Raw genomic sequence first — 26,422 nt, 5'->3', positions numbered from 1 at the left:
ATACATAGAGCCAAGAAAATCGGCTCCCGCCTGAACTTCAGGCGGGAGCCGATTTTTCGTCGTAAAGCGAAAAGCACTTAATCCTTGAACACGTTGATGACGGGATTCCACTCGCGGATGGAACGGCCGGCGAGGACCTTTTCTTTGTGGAAAGGATCATCGTTCATCAGCTGAATGGCATCGTCGATGGAGGCCGGAGCCTCCAGGCGAATAATGATCAGCGCGGAACCGAGGCCATCCGTGTACGGTCCGGAACCGACAAGCTTTCCCTGATCCAACAACGTGCCCAGGAACTCGCGGTGAACCGGGCGCAGGGCAACAACCTCTGGAGCCTCGTTGGCATAAGTGTAATGGACTGCAAAATATTTCATAGGGGAATAATACCCGGACCTGATGTCCTGATTGGCACATTGACGGGCCGTAGATACGAGTGAATTATCTGGGAGGGTAGGCTGGGGAACGTGAGTGACCAGACACATGATCAGCAGGCAGGGGCGAAACCGTCCAACTTCAATCTGCCGAATGTGCTGACCTCGTTAAGGATCATTTTTGTCCCAGTTTTTGCCTGGCTGGTTCTGACTCAGCAGTGGTGGTGGGCATTTGGCCTTTTCGTCGTCCTGATGGCCACGGACAAGCTTGACGGCGATATTGCTCGCGCGCGCAACCTGGTCACCGATTTCGGCAAGATCGCGGATCCCATCGCCGACAAGGCGTTGATGATCACCGCGTTAGTGACGCTGAATATTGCCTCGACGCTGCCAATTTGGATGACGGTGCTCATTGTTATTAGGGAATTAGGTATCACTGTGTGGCGCATGGTGCTCTTGCGCCAAGGCAAGGTCGTCCCAGCATCGAAGGGTGGGAAGGTGAAAACCGTCCTGCAGACACTTGGCGTCGCCCTCTACCTGTGCCCGCTGCCCGCGTGGATGGATATTCCAACCTATCTGGTCATGCTCGTGGCCGTTATTGTCACGGTGGTCACCGGTATTCAATACCTCGTCGACGGGAAGCGCGCCAATGCTTAAGGCAGCACAGCTTATCGACGAGCTCGTGTCCCGCAACTTCACCATCGCATTCTGCGAGTCGCTGACAGCAGGTCGCGCCTGCGCCACCGTCGCCGACGTTCCTGGCGCATCGAGGGTGCTGCGCGGCGGGCTGGTGACCTATGCAACCGACCTCAAAGAATCCCTCGCCGGGGTATCCTCGGGAGTCCTGGAAGCCTACGGTCCTGTTTCTCCTGAGACCGCACGTGAGATGGCGCGGGGAGCGCGGCGTGTCTGCGGTGCCACCTGGGGTGCCTCGCTGACAGGTGTGGCCGGTCCCGATCTCCAAGATGGGCATCCCGTCGGCGAGGTCTATATCGGCATCTCGGGCCCCAACTGGACTGCAGCGTGGCCCGCTGCCGAATTGGTCGCCCCTGAGGTGGCGCGATTTACCGTGGTGGAGGGACATGGCACACCACTGCACGTATTGGCGGGGTCGCGGGAGGAAATCCGTGCCCACGCCGTCGATGCGGTCCTTGAAGGACTCCTCCGAGTTGTACGGGAACAAAATTAGTTAACCGAACGTTGGTATTAGTGATGGCAACTACAACAGCACTTTTAGAGAATCGGGCGGCTCCGCAGGTCGCCGATCGTCCCGTGGCTGCTGCGCCTCGTCCAGAGCCACTCCTTCGAGAAGCACTAGGCTTATCCCTCCGCGCCTTTCGCGCGGATAAGGGCATGACGCTGCGTGAACTTGCAGAACACGCCTGCGTGTCGCCCGGGTATTTGTCCGAGCTAGAACGCGGGCGCAAGGAAGTTTCTTCCGAGCTGCTCGCCTCCGTCTGTCACGCGCTAGATACTACTGTGGCGGAGGTTCTGGTGGAAGCGGCACAGAATATGACTCTGCAGACCATGGCAGATGAACTTGCCTCCACAACTCCTGCAGCAGCGGAAGCATAGACGGCTCTGCTCCGGTACTATGTAACCGACGCGTACGGTAAAGTTCACGCAAAGGCTCTCCCTTCACGAAAGGTCGGTTAACTCCAAATGGCTAACCCATTTAAGAAATTTTGGAACTACCTCATGGCGCTGTTCGACAGCAAGATTGAGGAAAACGCCGACCCGAAGGTCCAAATCGAGCAGGCCATCGGTGAGGCGCAGCGTCAGCACCAGGAGCTCTCTCAGCAGGCAGCAGCTGTCATTGGTAACCAGCGTCAGCTCGAAATGCAGCTGAACCGTCGCCTGGGCGATATTGAAAAGTTGCAGGCGAACACCCGCCAGGCACTGCAGTTGGCTGACAAGGCTCGTGCTGAGGGCGACGAGAAGAAGGCTATCGAGTACGAAAACGCTGCTGAGGCTTTTGCTGCGCAGCTCGTCACTGCAGAGCAGTCGGTGGAGGACACCAAGCAGCTCCACGACCAGGCCCTGCAGCAGGCAGACCAGGCTAAGAAGGCAGTTGAGCGCAACTCCGCAGCTCTGCAGCAGAAGGTTGCTGAGCGCTCGAAGCTGCTGAGCCAGCTGGAGCAGGCGAAGATGCAGGAGAAGGTCTCCGAGTCCCTGCAGTCGATGAACTCCATTACGGCAAACGGTAGCCCGAACTTGGATCAGGTCCGCGACAAGATTGAGCGTCGTTACTCCAAGGCTCTGGGGCAGGCCGAACTTGCACAGAACTCCGTTGAGGGTCGTATGGCTGAGGTCGAGCAGGCTGGTGTCCAGATGGCTGGTCACTCCCGCCTCGAGCAGATCCGCGCCGAAATGCACGGTGGCTCGATCGAGTCCGGCCAGAAGCAGGCCATCGAGGGCTCCGCTGATACCGGCGCTTCCAACGTCTCCAATGACGCGGTGCAGCAGCGCATGCGTGAACTTCGTGGCGAGTAAATAACTTGAAAAGTTAAGCCCGCCTCACTGACGACCAGTGAGGCGGGCTTTCGCGTTGATGTGCGGATTTAGTCTCCGACACCCCGAGCTTGCAAGGCTTCGGCGAGCTGCTGAGCGCGCCTAATACTGCGAATGATCACCGGAGTACCGAAGGCCTGCAGGCTCATTCCGGCACCGCGGGCTTTTCTCGCCTCGAGGACTTCGTTGACGGTGGCCAGCATGAGCGGGATCAGCCGGATAGTTAGCGAAATCGCGAGGCTGATGTTTTCCACGGGAAGCCCGAATCGAGCAAAAGGTGCCATCGCGCGTTCCAGCGATTCCATGAGCGCTGCGATCGTGGTGGTCAAAGTCAGAAGAGCCGCGGCCGCCACCGAGGCAAACAGCCCGATGACAAGGGCAATCGCTGCCTCCCAGGAGTTGTTCCAGACCTGGAACGCACCGAGAATGAGCAGCAGCGGCACGACCGGAAGCGTCTGTTCGGCAGCGGTGCGCCAGGGGATACGCCCGATCAGGAATCCGACAGCCACACAGATCAGTGCGATACCGCTGCGCAGGGGAGTGGTTCCCAAGAATGCGACGACGAGGACGAAAACGATCAGGGCTACCAGCTTGAGCCACGCCGGAAGACGGTGAAGCAGCGTATTGCCCGGGACATACGCCCCGAGAGGCAGTGTTCTGATCATGGCAGCACGTCCATTCGCGCCGTGTAGAAATCACCAGCTGCCTGAGCATCGCCGTCAAAGCACACTTTCCCGTTGTCGAGGACGAGGACGCGGTCGAAGTCAGCAATGAGATCGAGGTCGTGCGTGACGACGATCAGCTGTTGTTCAAGGGCAGCGAATTCTCGTGCAATGCGCCGGCGATTGCGCAGATCCAAAAGCGTGGTCGGCTCGTCGGCAATGATCGTCTCGGGTTCTAAAATGAGCACAGATGCAAGCGCGAGGAGCTGTTTCTCACCACCGGATAGGGTGTGTGGGGAATCGTCGCTATGGCTCTCAAGCTGGAAGCGGGTGAGCATGTCCTGGACCAGGGAGTGCTTTTCGTCTTTAGAGAGTTTGCGGCCTCGCAATGAGAAGGCGACGTCGTCGGCAACGCGGGGCATAATAATCTGCGATTCCGCATCGGAAAACACGAAACCGACTCTTTTGCGGATCTGTTTGCCGTCTTTATCGGTGCGCAGGCCGTCGTAAGACACGCTGCCACTTGTGGGACTAATCAGGCCGTTGATCAACCGTGCCAGTGTTGATTTTCCAGAGCCGTTGGAACCAATAATCCCGATCCTTTGCTCGTCGAGACTCAGTTCGACGGGGTGCAGAATGGTCGTGCCGTCATACTCGACGGCAGCGTTAGAAAAAGTAATGGTGGGCACGGGTCAGAAGTCTACTTTCCGCGACGAAGATTGGGAAAGGCCTGGTGAACTGCCAGCGCGATAACAATCATGACGGCGACCTTCACCGCGTCAGGTACCACGAAGGCAAGCTGTGCGGCCGCGGCGGCACCGACGGTGAGATCGGCGCGGAAAACAAGACCGATAGCACCGCAGACATATTGGATCAACAGGCCCACAACACCGGCAAGAACGAATCCGGCAGTGCGTGCCAGGGCAGTCTTGGACAATGCCGCGTAAGCAATCCACCCCGCAACCAGTGCGGAGAGCATGTAACCCACGAGGTAGCCCACGGAGGTACCCGCGAGTGCAGCCAGCGTCGTGCGGCCACCCGCCAGAACCGGAATGCCGATCAGGCCAAGAACCAGGAAGAGCAGGACCGAGAAGAATCCACGTCGTGCACCGAGGACGAGGCCAGCGAGGATGCAGGCTGCGTTTTGCAAAACGATGGGGATACCCGCGGTGCCGACAGGGATCGAGACGAAAGCAAGCACGATGATGAGCGCAGCGAAGACTGCGATATAGGCAATATCGGCCGTTGCTGACCGGGTTGTGTTTGTCATGCAAAAGACCATACTTGAACACCGTTCAAGACGCGTAATTGAGGTGGCGTTCCCGGCTGAAAATTTCTTCTCTTGTATATTAGGGCCCATGCGTTTGACTGAATTCCACCAGCTCATTGAAGACGAGTTCGGGGGCGCGCATGGCGAGTGGATCGTCCATTCGCATGTGATCGCCGACCTGGGGGACACGCCCGAAATGTTGATCGAAAATGGGGTCGATCCGAAGGTGGTCTGGGAGAAGCTTTGCGACGATTTTGATATCCCGGAAAGCCGTCGATTCGGCATTGATCGACCTGGAAAATAGTCACCTCCACGACACGCGCATTTCGAACTAGTAATCGAACACCCGTGCGTGTATGTTAGTGATTGTGTCAGGCGGAAATTTTATTGTGAAGCCACAAAGAGTTTAAAACCAGAGGGAACCTTGCGGGCCTCGCCGGGGTCTAATACAACGACAGGTTGGCTAGAAATAAGCAGCAGCGGCTGGGAATCTGCAGCGAAGATAGCCTCACTCAACGTATCTGAAGAAAGAAGCACCAATTCATGGCAGCAAAGAAGAAAACTGCAGCGTCCGCATCGGGTGACCGTCAAAAGGCCCTCGATGCAGCAATGGCAATGATCGAGAAGGATTTTGGCAAGGGAGCCATTATGCGTCTCGGGGACGAAAACCGTCCTCCCATTCAGGCCATTTCTTCGGGTAATACCGCTATCGACGTTGCACTAGGTATCGGCGGCTGGCCACGCGGTCGCATCGTCGAAATTTATGGTCCAGAGTCTTCCGGTAAGACCACCGTTGCTTTGCACGCAATTGCCCAAACTCAGGCAGCGGGTGGCATCGCCGCGTTCATTGACGCAGAGCATGCACTCGATCCTGATTATGCAAAGAAGCTGGGCGTCGACACCGACAATTTACTGGTTTCCCAGCCAGATACCGGTGAGCAGGCTCTTGAAATTGCAGACATGCTGGTGCGCTCCGGTGCCATCGACATGGTCGTCATTGACTCTGTTGCCGCGCTGACCCCGAAGGCTGAAATTGAAGGCGAGATGGGTGATTCCCACGTCGGCCTGCAGGCACGTCTGATGTCCCAGGCACTTCGTAAGATGACTGGTGCCATCCATAACACCGGTACTACCGCGATCTTCATTAACCAGCTGCGTGAAAAGATCGGCGTCATGTTCGGCTCTCCTGAAACCACAACCGGCGGTAAGGCGCTGAAGTTCTACGCTTCAGTGCGCGCAGACGTGCGCCGTATCCAGACCCTCAAGGAGGGCCAGGACGCAATTGGTAACCGCACGCGCATGAAGATTGTGAAGAACAAGGTGTCGCCACCGTTCAAGATCGCGGAGTTCGACATCATGTACGGCGAAGGCATTTCTCGTGAATCTTCCATTATTGACATGGGAGTTGAGCAGGGCATTGTGAAGAAGTCTGGCTCTTGGTTTACGTACGAGGGAGACCAACTTGGTCAGGGCAAGGAAAAGTCTCGCCTGAACCTGAAGGAAAACCCCGCGCTGGCAGACGAGATCGAACGAAAGATCTTCCAAAAGCTCGGTGTTGGAGAGTTCGCCGCATCCGATGATGAACTCACCGATGACCCTGTAGATATGGTTCCTAACATCGATTTTGACGATGAGGATGAGTCTGAGACCTTTGCGGTGGAGACGGAAACCGCAGACAAGTAGTAGTCATGCAACCTGATCCAGAAAAGCTCGCAAAACTGCAAGCCGCGCTGGAGGCCTACGAGGCAGGGGAGTCACCTGCATTGTTTGACCGGGCAGCAGAAGAGGCGCGCGCTCCAATTCGTAAACGCGCGTTAGGTCTTTTGGATCAGCGCGCTCGGTCGCGTTCGGAGTTGCGCACTCGCCTCATTGACGCGGAATTTGAAGCGGAGCTTGTCGATGATGTCTTAGATGGTCTCGAGGAAGCCGGCCTCATTGATGATCGCGCTTTTGCCACAGAGTGGGTCCGTCAGCGTTCAGCGCGCAGGGGAAAGTCTTCGCGCGCGCTGGACCTTGAATTGCGTGACAAAGGGGTGGCTGCTGAAGTGCGCGCCGATGCACTAGAGCAGATCTCTGAGGATACCGAGGAAACTATTGCGCGCGGGGTGGCAGAAAAGAAGGCACGCGCCATCAAGGCGGTCCCGCAAGACCGAACTGAATACGATAAGTATTTACGCCGCATCGTCGGGGTGCTCGCGCGGCGAGGATTCTCCTCCGGAATGAGCCTCTCTCTAGCGAAAAATGCGTTGGACACGCGTATTGAAGAACTAGATTGATTGCTTCACCCCACAAAAACCAAAACCGGGCTGTACACGAGTGATTGTGTACAGCCCGGTTTTGATTCGGGATTGAGTCTAACTGTCGGGGTTATTCATCCGGATTATCGATCTTCGTATAACCCGGTGCATGCCAGTCGGTGTTCACATTGTCTTTGGTATCGAGGCCCTGAGACTTGGCCTCGGGAACTTTGGCGAACACATTCTTACGTGCTCGCCCTGCACGGAGCTGCTTTTCTACTCGAACTGCGAGTTCTGTGAGGGCGTAGTTGATCGCGATCATAACGATGGCCACAATCACCAAGGATGCCAGGAAGTTCTGGTTCGCAGAAGCGGACTGGATGCCGGAGCGGACCACTTCGATGTAGCCAATTTGGTAACCCAGCGCGGAGTCCTTCAGCGCAATGACCATCTGTGAAATCAATGCTGGAAGCATCGCGGCCACGGATTGGGGCAGCAGAATCCGCCACATGGTTTGTCTGTGCGACAAGCCGAGGGCACGCGCGGCCTCTGTTTGTCCCTTCGGCAAGGAACGAATTCCGGCGCGCAGGATCTCAGCGATCACTGAGCCGTTGTATAGCGTTAGGGCAAAGACAACTGCGGAGAATGCAAGCTGACGTGGCGGGACGACGTCGTAGACCGCAAAGAGCTGGTAGGCGAAAATCATCAGCAACAGCACCGGGATAGCGCGGAAGAATTCCACGACAATCCCACAGATCCAGCGGACGAATTTCACTTCGGAGAGACGACCAAGCCCAAACACCACACCGAAGACGATGGCTAAGATGATGCTGAACACCGCGGCGCGGATTGTGCCCCACAGACCTGGAAGCAAGTAGGTTGTCCACGTATTTGACTGGAGGAAGGGTGTCCATTTTGCAGCTGTGAGCTGGCCATTAGACGCCAAGGAGTCAATGACCCACCAGAGGATTAGCGCGACCACGACGAGCGTGAGGATTGTGTAGATGCGGTTCCTCCGGCGCCCGACTGGACCGGGTGCATCGTAGAGAACTGTAGCGCGTACAGCCATTATTTCTTCACCGCCAAACGTTCGGAGAGTCGACCCAGGTACAAGCCCATCGGAAGGGTCAGGATGATAAAGCCAAGAGCGAAGACACCGAAGATGACGAAGAGTTGGTTCGCATGGAACTCAATCGTGGACTTCATCAGCAGTGACGCTTCCGCAACGCCAATCACAGATGCGATCGTGGTGTTCTTGGTTAATGCGATCAACGTGTTACCCAGCGGCACGATGGCAGCGCGAAGCGCCTGAGGAAAGACGATCAGCCGGAAGGTGTCGTTGAAGCCCAGGCCAATTGAGCGTGCCGCTTCGGCCTGTCCAAAGTCGACGGTATTGATACCACTGCGCAGAGACTCAGCGACGAAACACGAGGTGTAGAGAATGAAGCCTAAGACCGCAAGTCTGAAGTTTTGATCCGCCAGGAAGGTGGAGGATTCTCTACTCGCAAGCGTCAAGCCCAGGTTTTGGTACAAGCCAAAGGAGCAGAACAATACGACCAAAGTCAGTGGCGTGTTACGCACCGTGTTGATGTAGAAAGTTGCGATGTTGCGGAGGATTCCCACCGGAGAAACACGCATCGCCGTCAGGATTGTGCCAAGGATCATCGACCCGATAGCCGAATAGATGGTCAGTTTGATCGTGGTCCAAAAGGCGGGCCATAGATTGGGCAAAAGATCAGCCCACATAGCGTCCATGCGTGTTCCTCCTAAGAAATGAGCGGGAAATTACTGGTCAAGGAAGGAGAGATCACCAGGGGTGGCTTCTTCCACGCCTTCGCCACCGGCCAAGTTCTCATCGAGGAAGGTCTGGAATGTGCCATCGTCGTACATTGCCTGCAAAGCAGTGTTGATCGCATCGACTGAGGCTTGGTCGTCCTTTGTCACGCCGATGCCGTAAGGCTCATCGGTGAACTGCTCGCCGTCGCGCAACAGCTCAACGACCTTGAAATCACCAGGCGACTGGGAAGCATAGCCACCAAGGATGGTTGCGTCGGTGGTCATCGCATCGACGTTGCCCTGGCGCAGTGCCTCAACGCATGAAGAGTAGGTGTCGTACTCCTGGAGCTGGACGGAAGGAAGCTCCTCCTTGACCTTCTGGGCAGGCGTCGAACCGGTTACGGAGCAGAGGATCTTTCCGTCAAGGGCTTCGAGGCCATCGATCTCAGAATTGTCGGAATTAACCAAGAGAGCCTGATGGGTCAGAGTGTACGGACCGCCGAAGGAGACAGACTCCGCGCGCGATGCGTTGATGGTGTAGGTGGCAGCGATCATGTCCACCTCACCGTTCTGGATCATGGTTTCACGCTGTGCGGAAGGGGTTTCGCGCCAGGTGATTTCCGGTTCGGTCCAGCCATTTTCAGTAGCAATGCTGTTGACAACGTAAGTTGCAACATCAACATCGAAGCCGGTCATAGAGCCGTCTGGCTCACGCAGGCCAAGGCCTGGCTGGTCAAACTTAGTGCCGACAGTGACATTGCCCGACTCGATAGCGCCAAGCAGGCCCGAGCCTGCTTCGCCACCAGAGCCGCCGGAATCGCCACCACAGGCTACTAATCCCGTCGAAGCAATACCGATGGATGCAAGGATCGCAAGGGTGCGGTTAAAACGTTTCATGCCAATTCTCCTAGAGGTAAGTGACTTAGTGCGGCAAAATCTTGCCAAGGAAGTCGCGGGCACGGCCCGACGCAGGGTTGGTGAAGAATGATTCGGGATCTGTGTCCTCGACAATCTCACCGTCGGCCATAAATAGAATGCGATCCGCAGCTTTGCGTGCGAACCCCATCTCGTGGGTGACCACCACCATCGTCATTCCCTCACGAGCAAGACCGCCCATAACATCCAGAACCTCGCCGACCATCTCGGGATCGAGTGCGGACGTAGGCTCGTCGAAAAGCATCAGTTTGGGGTTCATTGCCAGCGCACGTGCGATGGCAACGCGTTGCTGCTGTCCACCCGAGAGCTGTGCGGGGTACTTGTCTGCCTGGTTGGCAATGCCCACTCGTTCCAATAGGTCCATTGCTCGCTTGTCGGCATCGGACTTGGACATTTTGCGCACGCGCTTCGGGCCCAGCGTCACATTGTCTTTAATAGTCAGGTGAGGGAAGAGATTAAATTGTTGGAACACCATGCCCACGTCGGCGCGTAGCGTGGCAAGCTGCTTACCTTCCTCAGGCAATGGAATTCCGTCGATTTCGATGGTGCCTTCCTCGATGGTTTCGAGGCGGTTGATGGTGCGACACAGGGTGGACTTTCCCGAGCCCGACGGGCCAAGTACGACGACGACCTGCCCCTTTGGGACTTCTAGGTTGATGTCTGTGAGGGCATGAAAATCGTCGAAGTACTTTTGCACGTTGGTCATCCGGATCATCGGCGTGTTCCGCGAGTCTCCGTGAGACGAGAAAGTGTCCTGAGTCATAGACATAGTTTTAGTTGGTCTGAGAGACAATTGCTAGATAATTGGCAAAGTTGTTTTAACAAAGTTGCAATGACTGGTTAATTTCGCAGGTAGGGCACAGCGGACGTCACGGTTATGACACCATTGCAACCAGCGATAGAATGCGAACCGTGGCAAGCCAATCAGTAGAAACCCCTCGGACTTACGAAGTTCGCACCTTCGGGTGCCAGATGAACGTGCACGACTCAGAGCGACTTTCCGGCATGCTCGAAGACGCAGGATATGAAGCAGCCAGCGAAGGCAGTGAACCGGACCTAGTCGTGTTCAATACCTGTGCCGTACGAGAAAATGCCGACAAGCGGCTCTACGGAACTCTTGGGCACTTAAGGGAAACCAAAGAAAACCACCCAGGCATGCAGATCGCCGTCGGTGGCTGCCTGGCACAAAAAGACCGCGACACCGTCGTCGAAAAGGCACCATGGGTGGACGCGGTATTCGGCACGCACAACATGTCTGCACTGCCGGCGCTGCTCGAGCGTGCACGGCATAACGACGAGGCCCAGGTCGAGATCGTTGAATCTCTCGAGGCGTTCCCGTCGGTACTGCCAGCGAAGCGCGAGTCTGCCTACGCAGGGTGGGTGTCCATTTCGGTGGGCTGTAACAACACGTGTACCTTCTGTATCGTTCCGAGCCTGCGCGGCAAGGAAGTCGACCGGCGCCCAGGCGATATCCTCGCCGAGGTCCAGGCGCTTGTGGACCAGGGAGTCTCGGAAGTGACTCTGCTGGGCCAAAACGTCAATGCTTATGGCGTGAACTTCGTCGACGAAGACATGGACCGTGACCGCTCCGCATTCTCGAAGCTATTGCGCGCCTGCGGCAACATCGAAGGCCTCGAGCGCCTGCGTTTTACTTCTCCGCACCCCGCTGAATTCACCTCCGACGTGATTGACGCGATGGCCGAAACACCTAACGTCTGCCCGCAGCTGCACATGCCGCTGCAGTCGGGCTCAGACAAGGTGCTCAAGGACATGCGTCGCTCGTACCGTTCGAAGAAATTCCTCGCAATTCTCGACGAAGTACGCGAGAAAATCCCTCACGCCTCCATCACCACCGACATCATCGTGGGGTTCCCCGGAGAGACCGAAGAGGATTTCCAAGCAACCATGGATGCAGTGCGCCGCGCCCGCTTCACCAGCGCCTATACCTTCCAATACTCGCCGCGCCCAGGTACGCCTGCCGCGGAAATGGAAGATCAGATTCCCAAGGAAGTTGTGCAAGACCGCTTCGAACGCCTTGTGGAACTGCAGGATTCGATCTCACTCGAGGACAATAAGAAGCTCGTGGGCGAAGACGTCGAGCTGCTGGTCCAGGAAGACGGACGAAAGAACGACAAGACCCACCGGATGTCGGGACGCGCTCGCGATGGACGCCTCGTTCATTTCGCAGTCGAAGGCAACATCGATGGCGAAGTCCGTGCAGGCGACATCGTGCACGTCACCGTAACCGAAGCGAAGTCCTTCTTCCTGATTGCAGATTCCGGCATTCACTCGCACCGCCGCACCAAGGCTGGCGACATGACCGAATCCGGCAAGGTCCCCACGACAGCACCAGTTGGCGTCGGCCTTGGGCTGCCTTCGCTGGGCAAGCCTGCTGACTTGCCGGCGGCCCCAAGCTGCCACGCTTAAGCCCACATGGGATTCGCCTTGCGAGTGCACTAGACTATCCCAAGTATCAAACTTTCGAACCACTTCGAACCACACTGAGTAGATAGAGGCTGTAAACCGTGAGCTCCCAGCAACCCGTATCCACTGGTGCGGCAGAGGCCGACCGCCTCGCTGCACAGGAACGCAAGATTGCCAAGACCGTTTCCATGGGTAGCGCGCGGTGGGTCCTCGTTGGTGTGATCGTCGTCTACATTCTGTCGCTGTTCCTGCCGTACATGGGCAGCGTGAGTGGAGCCGAGATCCTGATCAATTCCCAGTCCGCTCAGGACGCGAATATCAAGATCACCGAATCGGTGTTTGTCTGGTTAAGCTTCCTCGGAATTGCCGTGATGACAACGGTGCTGGTCATTACCAAGCGCTCGACCCCGTTCATCCTGGCGTGGGCACTTACAACGGTAGCGCTCATCATGGCCGTGCTCGCTCTCTGGCTGCGTCAGACCACGTCGGGGGCTGGCTCCGGAATCGGCATCTACCTGGCGATTGTTACAGTTATCGTTGCTGAGATTACTTTCATTAGCTTAGTAACCAAGCGCGATCCGCAGCAGGAAGAGATTGCCCAGCAGCGCTTCCAGATCGATGACACCGACGAGGTCGGCCACGTCCAGCTCGATGCCTCGACGAATGCGGCGCAGAGGGTCGGCGATGACAACCCATTGCTTATCGACGATCGCCGCGCCCGCGCCAGCGAACGACACCGCAAGCAGGCCCAAAAGGACACTGACAAGCAGGCTGACAAGTAGCAGGTGCCTGCGCTCCGCCGGATGCTCGATATTGATTATCGAGCATCCGGCTTTTTCGTCCGTTTATCGAGCATGTGACCTGCGATGATTTAATCCAGATTTCGATTGCTCGAGTTTGGCAGCCCCCTAATATCGAGCACATGAGAATGGAGGGATCCTTTTACTCCTTTGCGCAGTCTAAAAGGGTATGGAACAACCTGATGAACTCACATTTATTAGAAATACTGCAGCAAAGACCCGAACTTCGGCGGTCACCGGGCCAGCGGCTGTATTGATTCATGGAATCAAGCCATTGGATCGTGTGGAAGTAGTTGACCTGGTCCTTCCCGGACAAGTCAATCCTTCTATGCGGCATTTGTGGCCGAAGAACTCGCGGTTCCGGTCAGGATACTTACCAAGCGAACACATCAGGACCAAAGAAGGCGTCCGGGTAGTCTCTCTGATTCGTGCGCTGTTCGATACTCACCGCTATTACGGGGAGATCGCCGGTGCGACCGCCATCGATGCGGCGCGCAAGAAGTGGCCCTCACTGACCACACCTGAGCTGCATCAGCGGGCCGAAAGTATTGCTCGGTGCAAGGGGATTAAGAAATTTCGACAAGCCATTGATGCCTCCCGAGACGATATGGATAGCGCACTGGATACCCGTGCCAGGTTGACACTTGAAGCCGCAGACCTGCCGGAAGTGAAATCACTCGAATTCCAAGCCAACATCACTTTTGAGGATCCCCAGGGCCGCTTGAGCAACTATAGAGTCGATGCGCTGATCAACGGCTTCCTAATCTGTGAATTCGATGGGTTAGTGAAGTACCAGGAGAAGTTTGGAGAGACCGTTCAGGATGTACTGGCTAAGGAAAGAATGAGGGAGCATCACCTGCTCACTGCGGGCTTTCCCATTGTGCGCGCACATTGGGCAGAACTCGACCCAGAAAATCCGGATGCGAGTTCGTTTGTGAACAGACTGCGCCAAGCACTTGAACGCTACCCAGTGCCACACCAACCTCCGGCGAGACACATCAAGGTCGGGACCTAGTCCACGCGCTGCCAAGCAGTAGTGGCCGAGATGATGTCCTCTCCGAGTTCCTGATTCAGGTGCGCGATCGATTTCACCGTGTCCGGGTAGGAGGTATATCCGGTGCGAGCCTTCGGCCAGCGCGAACGTGCCTCGGCTAGGGCAGAAAACATGACAGCCTTGCCAAGTCCCTGATTACGGAAGGCTTCGAGAACGAAGGTTGCACCCAATTCGATAACGGTGTCCTCGGCGCCAGAAAAGCGCATCACCTCGCTGAAAGCTACAACCGTGCCCTCGCGCAGGATATAGGCCGTGATTTGCTCGCCGCCTTTGGCGAGCAACCTGCCCGAGGCATCGAGGATGCGCTGCTCAGACCACGCGATGGTGTCCATGATGAGCTCGCCGCGGGGAAGCCTCGCCGAAGAATCGGTATAGATCGAGGCCATGGACGCGGAGTGCTCGGCAGGAAACCGCATGTCGTAGGCGATGTGCACGGAAGGGGACAGGGTCGCTGGTTCCAAAGACACTTTGGCTTGAATCTCCGTGAACGCCGCGCGGTACCCGTTGGCCTCCAGCAGTTCAGGTCCTCGGAGATCGCTGGCACCGTGGGTGATCCAGAGCTGGCGAATGGGGCGCTCGAGGCGGAGGGACAGCTCGTCGATAAGCGAAAGTGCGCCCTCCCATGCCTGCGTGACATCGCCGTCGAGCGGTTCGCCTGGCAGCGGTGCGATTGAGGCGTCGATGGTGACGTGCGCTTCGATGACGCGCGTGTCCTCAAGAAGCGGCAGCGAAATCATTACCCAGGCGGCCACCTCGAGGGGATCGCCGGAGGTACCTGTTGAGGGAACTGCAGGATAGCCGAAGGCTCCGATATCGCGCGGGCCCGGCGGTGAGGTGCACAGCGCAAAGAGATAAGCGTCCGACTCCGCGGATCCGGCTAGGCGCACTGCGAGGCGAGACGCGGAGGTGCCGGAGGTGACATCGCTGGTGATGTCCTGGATCGCTAGCGTCGACGAGAACGCGTACTGGCCCAATGCTTCTGAAGGCTCGGCGATCTGGGCAGAAGAGACGGCAGCGCCCGCCCCTGCTGTGGGGCGGGCGAATACGACAGTGTGAAACATTACTAGTCGTTGACAGCCTTCGCAGCGACATCAGCGAACTCTTGCCACTGGGCAGCCTGCTCGCGAAGCTTGGTTGCCTCGGCAGATTTGCCCGCCTGCTCGGCCTTATCTGCCTGTGCGGCCAGGTCGTCGGCACGGGACTGGAACTGATCAATGCGCGCCTGCGCCTCAGGATCCGTGCGACGCCAGCGGGAATCCTCGGCATCCGAGACGCGCTTTTCCACGGCGCTGATCTTGTCCTCGTACTCGCGAACCTTGTTGCGCGGGACGAAACCGATTTCTTCCCACTTGTCCTGCAGCTCGCGCAGCTTATTCTTGGCCTGCTCGAGACCAGTGGCGGGATCGATCTGTGCGTCGTATTGCTCGAGCAGTGCGTCCTTGGCCTGTGCGTTCTCCTCGAATTCGCGGTCGCGCTCGTCGTTGACGGCGGTGCGGGAATCAAAGAAGTGGTCCTGGGCGGCGCGGAACTGAGCCCACAGCTTGTCGTCGTCACCGCGGGGAGCGCGGCCGGCGGCCTTCCACTCCGTCATCAGGTCGCGGTAAGCCCGGGCGGTCTCATTCCAGTCAGTGGAATTCTGCAGCGCTACAGCGCGTTCAACCAGTTCTTCCTTCTTCTTCTTCGCCGTGGCGCGGGTGCGGTCAAGCTCGGCGAAGTGGGAGCCGCGACGGCGGTTGAAGGCATCGCGGGCACGCGAGTAGCGCTTCCACAATTGATCATCAGTCTTGCGGTCGATGCCGCGGATGGTCTTCCACTCATCCAAGATCGCGCGGATCCGGTCGCCGGTGCCCTTCCAATCGGTGGAGTTTTCCGCCAGATCCTCAGCCTCAGCGGCCAGCTTTTCCTTCTGCGCAATCGCAGCGGCGCGTCGCTCGGCCTTTTGCTCCTTGGCCTTTTCGCCAGCGGCATCGGACTGGGTAGCGATCTCCCCAAGGCGACGATCCAACAAGTCGAGATCACCAATCACGGCAGCGGAATCGAGCGTCGCGCGCAGCTGTTCGGCAGTCTCGCGGATCGTGGCGGCGTCCTCAGGATGGGCGATGAGGCGAGTCTCAAGCAGTTCAACCTCGGTGGCCAGATCGTCGTAGCGCTGCCCGAAATGAGCGAGACCCTCCTCAGGAGTGCCTGCTTGCCACGAGCCGATTTCGCGCTCGGTGCCACCCTGGGTGACAAAGACGGTGCCGTCTTCGGCGATGCGACCAAATTTCTTCGGGTCGCTCTTGGCCGGAGCAGGAACGGGAGCGGGGGTGGGGCGATTGTTCGTGGCTGCCCCTGGGCGAGGACCGGGCTTCGGTGCGCGACTCGGCATTGCCCCAGGAGTAGGTGCAGGAGTTGATGCTCCAGGCTTCGGGGTTGGGGTCGAAGGGGTAGTCATGGTGGTCGTCCTATTCTGCAATTCTTTGCCGCGCGACACGGCTGCCAACGAGTGTGTCTCACAAATATACAGCCATGGTCGGTGCGCTGTCTCCATATACCGCCCTTGAGGCATGAATGGAAGGAGCAATTCCCAGGCCCCAGCAATGTCTGGTTAGGCTGGGGGCGTGAGTATTGGATTTATTCCTTCGTTGATCGTGATTCCGGGCAGCCCAGCGGTAGTCACGGAACTCGCGCCCGCCGACAGCGCCGCGGCGCAGGTGCGCGAGCATGTTGCATCGCTTCTCGACGATCGCCCGCGCGAAGTCATTGGCAGCTCCGATCCGAGGTGGAAAACCTCGCTGGAAGGCTCTTTTAAAGCGTGGGGCGCTGACGTGAACGTGGGCGCAGGGACCGACTTGGCGGAATTAGTAGCCCGCTATCTCGTCGATGAGATCGCCTCCTTCCGTGATTCCATCGGAGAAATCAACCCAAAGGCCTTGACTGTAGTGGTTGTGGACGGTCCGGCGGGCCTGACTGCGCGAGCGCCGCTTTCGCTCATTCCCGAGGCACCACAAACGCACGAGAAGTTCCAACAGCTCCTCGTCGGCGCGAACGTCCAGATAACACATGCAGAGCTAGAAAGTGCCGGGGTCGTGGAACCTCAGCTGTGGCTGGAGCTGGCACGCCTCCAACCCACCAAAGCCGAGCTCCTGTTTGCAGACGATTCACTTGGTGTCGGGCGCTACGTCGCGGCATGGGAATTACAGGGGGAGCTGTCATGACGACCCCAATTGCAGTGGTTGGCCCCACGGCCTCCGGTAAATCCGCGCTCGGCATAGCTCTTGCGAAAGAGCTGGATGGGGAAGTAGTCAATGTTGACTCGATGCAGCTCTATCAGGGCATGGACATCGGTACCGCGAAGCTTTCTTTAGAGGAGCGCGAGGGCATCCCGCACCACCTTCTGGACATTTGGCCGGTGACTCAAACCGCTTCGGTCGCCGAATATCAGCAGCGTGCAGTGGCAACCGTGGAAGCGATCCAGGCTCGGGGCAAGACTCCGATCTTGGTGGGTGGTTCCATGCTGTATGTCCAATCGTTGATTGACGCCTGGGAATTCCCGCCCACCGATAAGAAAGTCCGGGCGACCTACGAGGCCAGGCTGGAAGACATCGGCATCGACAATCTGCACGCTGAGCTCGCTGCCATCGATCCGGCCGCCGCGGCCATCATCGAGGACAAGGACCCGCGCCGCACGGTGCGTGCCCTCGAAGTCATCCAGCTGACCGGCAAACCCTTCCAGGCCTCGCAGCCCCCGAAGGACGCACCTCCGCGGTGGGGAACAAAGATCCTCGGGCTGCGCACCACCGCCGAGTGGCTCAACCCTCGCATTGAACTGCGTACCCAGCTGATGTTCGAGCAAGGCTTTATCGCAGAAGTCCAGGCTCTTCTCGAGCAGGGATTGGTCAAGGACTCCACTGCGGGTCGAGCAATTGGGTATTCCCAGGTCCTGGACCTTTTGGCTGGCGAGATGAGTCAAGAGGATGCGGTGGAGCGCACGATCGTCGGCACGCGAAGGTACGTGCGCAGGCAGCGGTCGTGGTTCAACCGCGACAAGCGCATTACCTGGTTGCCCGCGGACGATTCACACTTGATCGAGTTGGCGCTACACTCGGTGAGGTGAAAATCGACTTCCTCAAAGGCCACGGCACCGAAAACGACTTTGTCGTGCTCATCGATACCGACAACGCACTGGATCTTAGCCAGGAGCAGGTCGCATTGTTGTGCGACCGCCGCGCCGGCATCGGCGGCGATGGTCTTTTGCGCGTGACCACGCAGGATGGGCATTGGTTCATGGACTACCGCAATGCGGATGGTTCCATTGCCGAGATGTGCGGTAACGGCATCCGGGTGTTTTCCCACGTTCTTGTCGCCGAAGGCCTGGAGAAGTCCTCCGAGTTTGACGTTGCCACCAGGGCTGGCCTCAAACATATTAAGGTGCTCTCGGCCGATGCGGAGCATGCCGAGGTTCAGGTGGACATGGGCTCTGTCGAGGTCACGGGTGTGTCCACCGCACAAATGGCGGGCCGAGATTTCGCCGGCATCGGCGTCGATGTGGGCAACCCACATCTTGCCGCCGTCATCCCCGGTCTCACCAAGGAGTCGCTGGCAGAGATGGATTTCGAGCAACCAGTGTTCGACTCCGAATTCTTCCCCGAAGCTGTCAACGTGGAGATCCTCACCGAACTCACCGATGGCGCAGTACACATGCGGGTCTGGGAACGCGGGGTCGGGGAGACCAGGTCATGCGGCACAGGCACCGTTGCGTCCGCACGCGCGGCATTGGCTGACGCTGGCATTGAGGACGGAGAAGTCGTCGTCAATGTCCCTGGTGGCGCCGTGCACGTCGCGCTTCACGACGACAACGCCATCATGACCGGTCCTTCGCGCATTGTTGCGCGCGGGCGTGCTTCTTTTTAGCTCGGGCCGAGTCGCTTCGCTGCACGACGAGCATCTGCCCATGAGAGCGCGAGCTCGGCCACGCGCTCGTCGCTGACTGCAAGCAGGCGTTCAAGGGCTTCCTTGCTCAGCGTCGGATCGGCGAGATGCGCATCGATCCGCGAGCTGAAGCGCCGAGCCGCGCTGACCCGGAGTTTGAAGTCCACAATTGCGGGTTCTTCCGAATTATCCTCGGCGAGGGCTGGATAATGTAGCGTTCTGTCGGCGATTGCCTCTGTGGAGGAACCATGGAGAAAGGTGTCATACTCGTCGATGACGTCGTTGATATCGTCGCGAGTAATGGCCAAAGACGCACGCAGCCCGGTGATTTCGGGATCGGATGACCCAGCGCTGCGACGGGCTATATAGATGGCCCCGATGCCGATCACTACTGCGATAGCGATGCCGGCGACCCCGAACCGGGCAATAAAAAGCACGGCGACCATGATGGCCAGCGTGAACGCCAGCACTTTCACAATGTCGCCGCGAGTAGACATGATTCTAAGAAACGCGTGCGGGTTTAGTGTCCGCCACAGCCACAGCTGTCGCCACACCCACCACAGCCACCAGCGGCCTGGACGAGTGCACCGGTCAGCAGGGCAGTACCGGCAATCACGGAATCGCGCTGAGGGAGCTGACCGTCTGGGAGGCACACATCGAAGGGGAAGGCGCCGTCAACGGAGGCGTGGATAAAACGCTGGCCGGTGAGCTGGTTATTGCGGTACTCAGCTTCGAGTACACGGGCGGAGAATGAAGCGGATGCGTCAGGCACGATGCTGCCGTTACCTGCGGCCACTGCCTGCGCGCCCTCAGAGATGATCATGCCCAGCACGTCTCCGGTCTCAGCCAAGTACTCGTCGGCGTCGGCGTAGAACTTTGGCTCAATGGCCAGGGCCGTAACACCCAGCTCTTGCCATTCTTGGGTGTCCTCGTCAGCGAGCAATGGGCCCTGTGCGAGGTTGACGGTAACGCTGGTGATCACATTGCCAAAAGGATCTAAGATATCGCAGAAGGCAACAACGTCGTTGAGCATGGTGACGTGCGCGTTGGTGCGGGTACTGGACTCAAATCCCGCGTAGGTGGCAAAAGGCTCAACGGCGAGGATGTTGATCTGGGCGCCGGAGCCATCGGTGAATTGAACAAGCTGACCGCCCCGCACCTCGCCAGTGACTGCGAGGTTATTGGTGGCAATTGCGGCTTCCACCGCGTCCTGCCACTTGTCATACTTCAGGCCGATGCTTAACAGGTCGCTACTCATGATTTGCATCTTACCCGGCGACGTGGAAAGTAAAAATAACAGAATAGTATCCGGATAGTATCTGGGAACAGAATCAATCAGTTGTCGGTTAAAATAGATAGAACCCCATGGTGAAAGACCGTGGTTGTATTTCAAAACATAAAGGACTGAATGACTCAATCGTCTACAAATCGTGACCGCTCCACTCATGATGAATTGTTGGAGCACGCGTTTCGTCACAACGCACCACAACCAGATAAGGCAGAGGACCCGGGTGTAGATCTTGGCGGTCTGATGAGCCCAACAGTCGGCGAACTCGATCTGGAAGCCCGTAATGCTTTTCGCCGAGTCGAGCGCTCGGAGTCCGTGCGCTCCCAGGACGCGCAGGACATTTACGAAGTTGAGTATCGTAAACTGCGCCTCGAGCAGGTCATTTTGGTGGGTGTGTGGACAGAAGGCACTACCGCCGAGGTAGAAGCCAACATGGATGAGCTAGCAGCACTGGCTGAAACGGCCGGCGCCGAAGTTGTGGAACTGCTGTACCAAAAGCGCGACAAACCCGATCCGGGTACCTATATTGGCTCCGGTAAGGTGAAGGATCTGCGCAGTATTGTTGAGGCCACGTGCGCGGATACCGTCGTGGTCGACGGTGAACTTTCCCCAGGTCAGCTGGTCGCGCTCGAGGAAGCACTCAAGACCAAGGTCATTGACCGCACCATGCTGATTCTGGATATCTTCGCGCAGCACGCAAAGTCTAAAGAGGGTAAAGCACAGGTTTCGCTGGCGCAGATGCAGTATCTCTACACGCGAACTCGTGGTTGGGGTGGCAACCTGTCGCGTCAGGCCGGTGGTCGAGCTGGTTCGAATGGTGGCGTGGGCCTGCGTGGTCCCGGTGAAACACGCATTGAGTCGGATCGTCGCCGACTGCGCACTGAAATGGCGAAGATCCGCAAGGAACTCGCCTCGATGAAGACGTCCCGCGACATTAAGCGCGCGAAGCGTCAGCAATCGACGCTGCCCAAGATTGCTATTGCGGGCTACACCAACGCCGGTAAATCGTCGTTAATTAATGCGATGACCGACGCCGGCGTTCTCGTCGAGGACGCGCTCTTTGCCACCCTGGACCCTGCAACCCGTAAGGCGCAGATCGCTGATGGTCGCTCGATCGTGATCACCGATACCGTCGGTTTCGTGCGTCACCTGCCGACGCAGCTGATCGAAGCGTTCAAGTCGACGCTGGAGGAAGTCCTCGGTGCGGATCTGATGCTCCACGTCGTCGACGGTTCCGATGCGTTCCCGCTGAAGCAGATCGAGGCGGTGAACACGGTGATTTCCGATATTGTCCGGGACACTGGCGAAGAGGCACCACCGGAGATCATCGTGGTCAACAAGGTGGATGCAGCAGATCCTCTGACGCTGGCGGAGGTGCGCCATGCGCTCGCGGACACACACAACGTTGTTTACGTCTCGGCGCTGACCGGCGAGGGGATCGATGAGCTCGAAGCGCGCATCGAACAATTCCTCAACACGCTTGATCGCCACGTCTCCTTATTGGTGCCGTACACCAGAGGCGATATTGTCTCGCGCGTGCACGAAGAAGGCACCGTCCGCAGTGAAGAGCATCAAGCAGAGGGCACGCTTATCGACGTTCGACTGCCTCAGGTGCTCGCTGAACAGCTCGTAGAGTTTGTTGTGGAACAGGATCTGGATGATAATTATGATTCGTGACTAATAAAATGAGCTGGGACCTCCACGGCGACGGCAAGAAAGTACTTCCAGGGGCCGTGGTCGCTCCCAACGAGCGGCTGAGTTGGCCCCGCACGATTGGCATCGGCATGCAACACGTTGTTGCAATGTTCGGTGCCACACTTTTGGTACCAACGTTGACGGGTTTCCCCGTCAACACCACGCTGCTGTTCTCGGGTGTGGGCACGATCATTTTCTTGTTGCTGACCCGGAACCGGCTGCCTTCGTATCTGGGTTCGTCGTTTGCCTTCATCGCGCCTTTGACGGCGTCGGCACAATACGGAGTGGGGGCGCAGATCGCTGGTGTCTTCGCCACCGGTGTTCTGCTGATCATCGTCGGCTTCATCGTGAAGGCGCTGGGCAAGAAGGTCATCGATGCGGTCATGCCGCCGGCGGTGACTGGAGCGATCGTCGCCTTGATCGGATTCAACCTGGCGCCGACCGCTGTGGCCAATGTCGAAACGCAGCCGCTGGTAGCCGTGGTGACCTTGGCTACCATCATTTTCTTTACCGTGGCTACCCGCGGAATGGCGACGCGCCTGTCCATCCTCATCGGCGTGGTCGTGGGCTGGGTGTTCGCCGCACTGACGGGCAATATTGCTGACGACGCAGCTCAAACCATCGCGGACGCTGCCTGGATCGGTCTACCCACATTCCATATCCCGGACTTCACACCGTCGTTGGCCATCCCGGCAATCCTGGTCACTATTCCTGTCGTGGTGGTGCTGATCGCCGAGAACGTCGGCCACGTCAAGGCGGTCTCGGAAATGACGAAGACTGACCTCGATGATCTTGCCGGCGACGCCCTGATCGGCGACGGTATTGCCACCACGTTGGCGGGCAGCTTCGGTGGTTCGGGTACCACGACCTACGCCGAGAACATCGGAGTAATGGCGGCAACCCGCGTCTATTCCACGGCGGCATATTGGGTCGCGGCGATTTTCGCGATCATGCTTGCGTTCATCCCGAAGTTTGGTGCCCTGATTTTCACCATTCCCTCCGGCGTCCTCGGCGGAGCGTGTTTGGTGCTCTACGGCCTAATCGGCATGCTGGGTGTGCGCATCTGGCAGGACAATAACGTCAACTTCAATAATCCCGTCAACCTCACCGCGGCGGCCGTGGCCATGGTCGTGGGTATTGGTAACCTCTCCATCACCATCGGCGGCGTTCCCCTCGAGGGCATCGCACTGGGATCAGTGGGCATCATCGTGCTCTACCCGATCATGAAGTGGGCCTACACCACGTTCGGAGAAGGCCAGCAGGGCGCAAAGTTCTATAACTAACTTATGCACACAGAAATCCCCCGCTAAGCGGCCCGAAAGGGTGCTCGGCGGGGGATTCGTCGTGAAGCGAAATCTTACTCTGCGTCGAGGTCCGACTCGATCAGTGCAGCAATCGTGTTTACGGCCTCCGCGTTATCGGAGGAGACGATAACCTCATCGCCCTGCTCGGCGCCAAGCGCCATGATCATCAAAGACGATGCAGCATCGGCCTCCTCGTCCTCATCGGAAGCGAGGGTGATCAAAATTTCATCGTCGTACTTGGCTGCTTCCTCGGCGATGACGGTAGCAGGACGGGCGTGCAATCCAACAGAGGAGCCAACCTTCACAGTCTTGGAGGCCATAGTGAGATTCCTTTCGTAGGGTATTTATTCTCGATCCTAGGTCGATTCTAGGTGATTTAAAGGCGGTCGGTGGCAACTTAAGCGGCAGCCGTTACCGCATCGTGTTCTTGATGAGCTGCCTCCTCGGCGGCTTGCTCGACAGCCTTGTTCGGCCAAACTTGCTTCATGACGATGACGGCCACCGCAGAAACGACGATGCCTGCGAGCAAGGCGATGATGGCACCCCACCACGGGCTGATGGCGAAGATGACGAAGATACCGCCATGAGGAGCGCGCGATCCGACACCGAGTGCCATGGACACGGCACCCGTGACGGCGCCGCCGAGCATCATCGAAGGAATCACACGGAACGGGTCAGCTGCAGCGAACGGGATGGCACCCTCGGAGACAAAGGACAGACCGAGCAGCCACGCGGACTTGCCGTTCTCCTGCTCCGCTGGCGTAAACAGGTTCTTGCGCAGCCAGGTTGCCACCGACAAGGCGATCGGTGGGACCATGCCACTAAGCATAACCGCGGCCATGATCTGGAAGCTGGCCTCGGTGCCAGCCGACAGGCCAGCGGTACCGAAGAGGTAGGCCGCCTTGTTCACGGGGCCACCCAGGTCGAAACACATCATCAGGCCGATGATGATACCCAGCAGCACCGCCGACGAACCAGACATGGAGCTGAGCCAATCGGTCAGTCCCGTCATCAGTGCCTCGAGTGGGCGACCAAGGAAGAGGTACATGACCAGGCCAACAATCAGAGAGGTCAGCAGCGGGATGATCACCACTGGCATGAGAGATCGCAGCCAGGATGGGACCTTCCAACTACCGATCCAGTAGGCCACAAGACCTGCGAGAATACCGGTAATCAGACCGCCGATGAAGCCCGCACCGAGAGCCACGGAAATTGCGCCGCCGACGAAGCCAGGTGCGATACCAGGTCTGCCCGCGAGCGAGTAGGCGGTATAACCGGAGAGCGCAGCCACCACGAATCCCATGGCCGCCTGGCCAATGGCAAAGAGGACCGCGCCGAGATACAGGGCAAGACCCGAGCGTTCAAAGGTGACCATCGTGCCATCGACCATGACCTCGTGGCCGGGCAGACTACCCACGGAATATCCGGTAGAAATCGCTTGCCAGCCATTGGCCACGTCGTAGCCGCCGACCAAGAAGCCGAGTGCGAGAAGCAAGCCGCCGGCCGCCACGAACGGCACCATGTAGGACACACCAGTCATCACAGCCTGCTGAATCCGCTTCGGCCAGCTTTCGCCCTGCGTGGCAGTCTCGCTGCCCTCAGAGGCACTTGCCGCTACCCGTGGCGCCGATGGGTTGTGCGCCGCGGCGATGGCCTCGTCAAGCATTTCATTGGGCTCGTTGATGCCACGCTTGACGGGGGTCTGCAAGACTGGCTTGCCCGCAAAGCGTGATTTATCGCGCACAGCGACATCGACGGCGAAGATCACCGCGTCGGCTCGATTAATGATGGTCGGATCAAGCTGTTCGCCACCCGAAGAGCCCTGCGTTTCCACGTACAATTCCACATCGTCACGCGCGTCCGCCGCCTGTTGCAGCGAATCAGCGGCCATATACGTATGCGCGATGCCGGTGGGGCAGGCAGTGACAGCGACGATGGTGGTTTTCGCTTTTTCGCTTGTCGACGACGCCGTGGCCGCTGCGGCACCTGTTGCTGCAGTAGCCGCTGCTGCTTCTTTGGGCTTTTTCTCCGCCGATGTCACTTCAAGAACCGCGTCGACGATCTCTTGTTCTGTTGTCGCGTTGCGGAGCTGCTCCAAAAAGGTGCCTCGGACCAGGGCCCGCGCGAGTTTGGACAGGATCTTCATGTGTTCCTTACCGCCGCCAGCTGGGGCAGCGATAAGAAATACCAGCTCGGCATCCCCGTCGGGTCCACCGAAGTCGACCGCGCGGTTTAACCTGGCAAATGCGAGGGTAGGTTCGCTGACTGCCTCAGATCGACAGTGGGGAATTGCGACGCGACCGTTGACACCTGTCGGAGCTTGGGATTCTCGTGCGAGCGCATCGGAGGCTAAGATTCCGGCGTCGACGGCGCGACCAGCCGTTGCAACCGTTTCGGCGAGTAAAGTAATGACGCTTTCCGGCGTGGAGCCAAAGTCGACGTCCAGGTTGACCAAGTCAGTGGTAATTAATGGTGCATTCATTGCCATCAATCCTTTTGTGGGCGTTTTTATTGAGCGGGAATCGGGGAAACGAGGGTTTCGGTGAAATTGACCTCGCTGGGAACAGGAATCTGGGTGCCGGGAAGTGCTGCTGCGGCTGATCCATAGGCAACTGCGCTGCGCAGGCACTCTGCGGGAGACAACCCTTGCTGTCGGGCAATGAGATACCCCGCCAGTGAACAATCTCCGGCTCCGACGGTGGAAGAAACGGTAGTAGGGGGCGGTGTAGCCTTCCATGCGCCTTCAGAAGTTATCAACAGGGCTCCGGCTCCACCGAGGGTGAGCACTATTTCTTGCACGCCTTGCTGAAGCAGTGGTTCGGCAGCGTTGAGCGCAGGGGAGAAGTCTCCTTGTTCGGCTGCTTTTTCCAGGCGTATCCCGTCGTGTCCGGTAAGTTGGCCGAGTTCTAAACCGTTGGGCTTAATAATCGGGTTGCGTCCAATAGTGTGGTGTACAGCTACCGCCTGGTGAACCCCCCCTGCCGACCAGCAAGGAGACCACCGCGGTACCTTTCGACTCAGCTCCTACACATCCTCGAAAGGACACCAACGATGGCCTCCGCGCCCAATCATATCGACCCCACCGGATACCTCGACGACCTGCTGGCCCAAGCCTCACCCGATCTGATGCGCCAGATGCTCCAGGACACCATCAACCTCCTGCTGTCCGCCCAAGCCGACCAGGTC

30 protein-coding genes and 1 pseudogene are annotated in these 26,422 nt (G+C 58.1%); 16 read left to right on the top strand and 15 right to left on the bottom strand.

The annotated features are described in order from the left end of the window. Positions 1–77: 77 nt before the first annotated feature. On the bottom strand, positions 78–371 hold the full coding sequence (locus tag A37O_RS0113255) for a YciI family protein (protein ID WP_018297992.1): 294 nt from the start codon (positions 369–371) through the stop codon (positions 78–80). A 90-nt stretch (positions 372–461) separates the two neighbouring features. Here A37O_RS0113255 and pgsA point away from each other — a divergent pair, with 90 nt between their 5' ends. From pgsA to A37O_RS0113235, 4 genes are all read left to right on the top strand, one after another. Next, positions 462–1,025, top strand: coding sequence for a CDP-diacylglycerol--glycerol-3-phosphate 3-phosphatidyltransferase (pgsA, locus tag A37O_RS0113250; protein ID WP_018297991.1), 564 nt, complete (start codon positions 462–464; stop codon positions 1,023–1,025). Beyond that, positions 1,018–1,557, top strand: a complete 540-nt coding sequence (locus A37O_RS0113245; RefSeq protein ID WP_018297990.1) for a CinA family protein — start codon at positions 1,018–1,020, stop codon at positions 1,555–1,557. Before pgsA ends, A37O_RS0113245 begins: the two co-directional genes overlap by 8 nt. A gap of 23 nt (positions 1,558–1,580) precedes the next feature. After that, complete coding sequence (locus tag A37O_RS0113240; protein ID WP_018297989.1) at positions 1,581–1,943, top strand: helix-turn-helix domain-containing protein; 363 nt, start codon at positions 1,581–1,583, stop codon at positions 1,941–1,943. A gap of 87 nt (positions 1,944–2,030) precedes the next feature. Continuing rightward, positions 2,031–2,861 (top strand): PspA/IM30 family protein, encoded by an 831-nt coding sequence (locus tag A37O_RS0113235; protein ID WP_026196381.1) that lies wholly within the window; start codon positions 2,031–2,033, stop codon positions 2,859–2,861. Between the two features lie 68 nt (positions 2,862–2,929). On the opposite strand, the gene A37O_RS0113230 is transcribed toward A37O_RS0113235, so the two are convergent. Genes A37O_RS0113230 through A37O_RS0113220 form a run of 3 tightly spaced genes read right to left on the bottom strand, consistent with a single transcriptional unit; the run spans position 2,930 to position 4,811 of the window. Continuing rightward, positions 2,930–3,544 (bottom strand): energy-coupling factor transporter transmembrane component T family protein, encoded by a 615-nt coding sequence (locus A37O_RS0113230; protein WP_018297987.1) that lies wholly within the window; start codon positions 3,542–3,544, stop codon positions 2,930–2,932. Further along, a complete protein-coding gene (locus tag A37O_RS0113225) occupies positions 3,541–4,230 on the bottom strand; it encodes an energy-coupling factor ABC transporter ATP-binding protein (protein ID WP_018297986.1) in 690 nt (229 codons plus the stop codon). Before A37O_RS0113225 ends, A37O_RS0113230 begins: the two co-directional genes overlap by 4 nt. An 11-nt stretch (positions 4,231–4,241) precedes the next feature. Further along, entirely contained in the window at positions 4,242–4,811 is a 570-nt protein-coding gene (locus A37O_RS0113220) for a biotin transporter BioY (protein WP_018297985.1), read from the bottom strand. Between the two features lie 88 nt (positions 4,812–4,899). Here A37O_RS0113220 and A37O_RS0113215 point away from each other — a divergent pair, with 88 nt between their 5' ends. The 3 genes from A37O_RS0113215 (at position 4,900) to recX (ending at position 7,087) form a co-directional block, all read left to right on the top strand. After that, positions 4,900–5,115, top strand: a complete 216-nt coding sequence (locus tag A37O_RS0113215; RefSeq protein ID WP_018297984.1) for a DUF3046 domain-containing protein — start codon at positions 4,900–4,902, stop codon at positions 5,113–5,115. Between the two features lie 239 nt (positions 5,116–5,354). Beyond that, the gene (recA, locus tag A37O_RS0113210) at positions 5,355–6,494 is read left to right on the top strand and encodes a recombinase RecA (RefSeq protein WP_018297983.1); all 1,140 of its coding nucleotides are present in this window, start codon (positions 5,355–5,357) and stop codon (positions 6,492–6,494) included. Positions 6,495–6,499: 5 nt separating this feature from the next. Next, a complete protein-coding gene (gene recX, locus A37O_RS0113205; RefSeq protein ID WP_018297982.1) occupies positions 6,500–7,087 on the top strand; it encodes a recombination regulator RecX in 588 nt (195 codons plus the stop codon). A gap of 91 nt (positions 7,088–7,178) precedes the next feature. On the opposite strand, the gene A37O_RS0113200 is transcribed toward recX, so the two are convergent. From A37O_RS0113200 to gluA, 4 genes are read right to left on the bottom strand one after another with little or no spacing between them, the layout of a single operon-like run. Further along, the gene (locus tag A37O_RS0113200; RefSeq protein WP_018297981.1) at positions 7,179–8,117 is read right to left on the bottom strand and encodes an amino acid ABC transporter permease; all 939 of its coding nucleotides are present in this window, start codon (positions 8,115–8,117) and stop codon (positions 7,179–7,181) included. Further along, entirely contained in the window at positions 8,117–8,803 is a 687-nt protein-coding gene (gene gluC, locus A37O_RS0113195; protein WP_018297980.1) for a glutamate ABC transporter permease GluC, read from the bottom strand. The genes A37O_RS0113200 and gluC overlap by 1 nt, the downstream gene beginning before the upstream one ends. A gap of 30 nt (positions 8,804–8,833) precedes the next feature. Further along, complete coding sequence (locus tag A37O_RS0113190) at positions 8,834–9,721, bottom strand: glutamate ABC transporter substrate-binding protein (protein WP_018297979.1); 888 nt, start codon at positions 9,719–9,721, stop codon at positions 8,834–8,836. 25 nt (positions 9,722–9,746) lie between these two features. After that, positions 9,747–10,475 (bottom strand): glutamate ABC transporter ATP-binding protein GluA, encoded by a 729-nt coding sequence (gene gluA / locus A37O_RS0113185; protein ID WP_026196380.1) that lies wholly within the window; start codon positions 10,473–10,475, stop codon positions 9,747–9,749. Between the two features lie 188 nt (positions 10,476–10,663). On the opposite strand from gluA, the gene miaB reads away from it, so the two are divergent. From miaB to A37O_RS0113170, 3 genes are all read left to right on the top strand, one after another. Then, positions 10,664–12,187 carry a tRNA (N6-isopentenyl adenosine(37)-C2)-methylthiotransferase MiaB gene (gene miaB, locus A37O_RS0113180; protein ID WP_033378241.1) on the top strand — a complete coding sequence of 508 codons (1,524 nt, stop codon included), beginning with the start codon at positions 10,664–10,666 and terminating at the stop codon, positions 12,185–12,187. Positions 12,188–12,285: 98 nt separating this feature from the next. Further along, positions 12,286–12,966: an Rv2732c family membrane protein gene (locus A37O_RS0113175; protein WP_018297976.1), complete on the top strand. Its 681-nt coding sequence runs from the start codon at positions 12,286–12,288 to the stop codon at positions 12,964–12,966. Between the two features lie 187 nt (positions 12,967–13,153). Then, on the top strand, positions 13,154–13,999 hold the full coding sequence (locus A37O_RS0113170; RefSeq protein WP_156802610.1) for a hypothetical protein: 846 nt from the start codon (positions 13,154–13,156) through the stop codon (positions 13,997–13,999). On the opposite strand, the gene A37O_RS0113165 is transcribed toward A37O_RS0113170, so the two are convergent. Together A37O_RS0113165 and A37O_RS0113160 are read right to left on the bottom strand one after the other, a co-directional pair. Next, entirely contained in the window at positions 13,996–15,099 is a 1,104-nt protein-coding gene (locus A37O_RS0113165; RefSeq protein WP_018297974.1) for a GNAT family N-acetyltransferase, read from the bottom strand. The two genes, A37O_RS0113170 and A37O_RS0113165, sit on opposite strands and share 4 nt — an antisense overlap. A gap of 2 nt (positions 15,100–15,101) precedes the next feature. After that, a complete protein-coding gene (locus tag A37O_RS0113160) occupies positions 15,102–16,472 on the bottom strand; it encodes a DUF349 domain-containing protein (protein WP_051078000.1) in 1,371 nt (456 codons plus the stop codon). 166 nt (positions 16,473–16,638) lie between these two features. Between A37O_RS0113160 and A37O_RS0113155 the strand changes: the two genes are divergently transcribed. From A37O_RS0113155 to dapF, 3 genes are read left to right on the top strand one after another with little or no spacing between them, the layout of a single operon-like run. Next, positions 16,639–17,235, top strand: coding sequence for a hypothetical protein (locus A37O_RS0113155; protein ID WP_245533849.1), 597 nt, complete (start codon positions 16,639–16,641; stop codon positions 17,233–17,235). Next, positions 17,232–18,134 carry a tRNA (adenosine(37)-N6)-dimethylallyltransferase MiaA gene (miaA, locus tag A37O_RS0113150; protein ID WP_018297971.1) on the top strand — a complete coding sequence of 301 codons (903 nt, stop codon included), beginning with the start codon at positions 17,232–17,234 and terminating at the stop codon, positions 18,132–18,134. The genes A37O_RS0113155 and miaA overlap by 4 nt, the downstream gene beginning before the upstream one ends. After that, a complete protein-coding gene (dapF, locus tag A37O_RS0113145; protein WP_018297970.1) occupies positions 18,131–18,931 on the top strand; it encodes a diaminopimelate epimerase in 801 nt (266 codons plus the stop codon). Before miaA ends, dapF begins: the two co-directional genes overlap by 4 nt. Here the strand turns inward: dapF and A37O_RS0113140 are convergent. Beyond that, positions 18,928–19,446: a hypothetical protein gene (locus A37O_RS0113140; protein WP_018297969.1), complete on the bottom strand. Its 519-nt coding sequence runs from the start codon at positions 19,444–19,446 to the stop codon at positions 18,928–18,930. The genes dapF and A37O_RS0113140 overlap by 4 nt on opposite strands. A 23-nt stretch (positions 19,447–19,469) precedes the next feature. Then, positions 19,470–20,207, bottom strand: coding sequence for a hypothetical protein (locus A37O_RS0113135; RefSeq protein ID WP_018297968.1), 738 nt, complete (start codon positions 20,205–20,207; stop codon positions 19,470–19,472). Between the two features lie 150 nt (positions 20,208–20,357). Between A37O_RS0113135 and hflX the strand changes: the two genes are divergently transcribed. Beyond that, positions 20,358–21,914, top strand: coding sequence for a GTPase HflX (gene hflX / locus A37O_RS0113130; RefSeq protein ID WP_018297967.1), 1,557 nt, complete (start codon positions 20,358–20,360; stop codon positions 21,912–21,914). Between the two features lie 8 nt (positions 21,915–21,922). Next, positions 21,923–23,215 (top strand): uracil-xanthine permease family protein, encoded by a 1,293-nt coding sequence (locus tag A37O_RS0113125; RefSeq protein ID WP_018297966.1) that lies wholly within the window; start codon positions 21,923–21,925, stop codon positions 23,213–23,215. Between the two features lie 74 nt (positions 23,216–23,289). On the opposite strand, the gene A37O_RS0113120 is transcribed toward A37O_RS0113125, so the two are convergent. From A37O_RS0113120 to A37O_RS16300, 3 genes are all read right to left on the bottom strand, one after another. Continuing rightward, the gene (locus tag A37O_RS0113120) at positions 23,290–23,556 is read right to left on the bottom strand and encodes an HPr family phosphocarrier protein (RefSeq protein ID WP_018297965.1); all 267 of its coding nucleotides are present in this window, start codon (positions 23,554–23,556) and stop codon (positions 23,290–23,292) included. Positions 23,557–23,633: 77 nt separating this feature from the next. Continuing rightward, positions 23,634–25,718, bottom strand: a complete 2,085-nt coding sequence (locus tag A37O_RS0113115) for a PTS fructose transporter subunit IIABC (RefSeq protein ID WP_018297964.1) — start codon at positions 25,716–25,718, stop codon at positions 23,634–23,636. Positions 25,719–25,744: 26 nt separating this feature from the next. Continuing rightward, positions 25,745–26,161, bottom strand: coding sequence for a PfkB family carbohydrate kinase (locus A37O_RS16300; RefSeq protein WP_342661965.1), 417 nt, complete (start codon positions 26,159–26,161; stop codon positions 25,745–25,747). Positions 26,162–26,287: 126 nt separating this feature from the next. Here A37O_RS16300 and A37O_RS16590 point away from each other — a divergent pair. After that, positions 26,288–26,422 (top strand): annotated as a pseudogene (locus A37O_RS16590) (IS256 family transposase); the annotation flags it as partial.

Source organism: Corynebacterium lubricantis DSM 45231 (assembly GCF_000379425.1).
Taxonomy (GTDB): domain Bacteria; phylum Actinomycetota; class Actinomycetes; order Mycobacteriales; family Mycobacteriaceae; genus Corynebacterium; species Corynebacterium lubricantis.
Note: the sequence above shows the minus strand (reverse complement) of the source record. Positions and strands in the feature narration are given on the sequence as shown.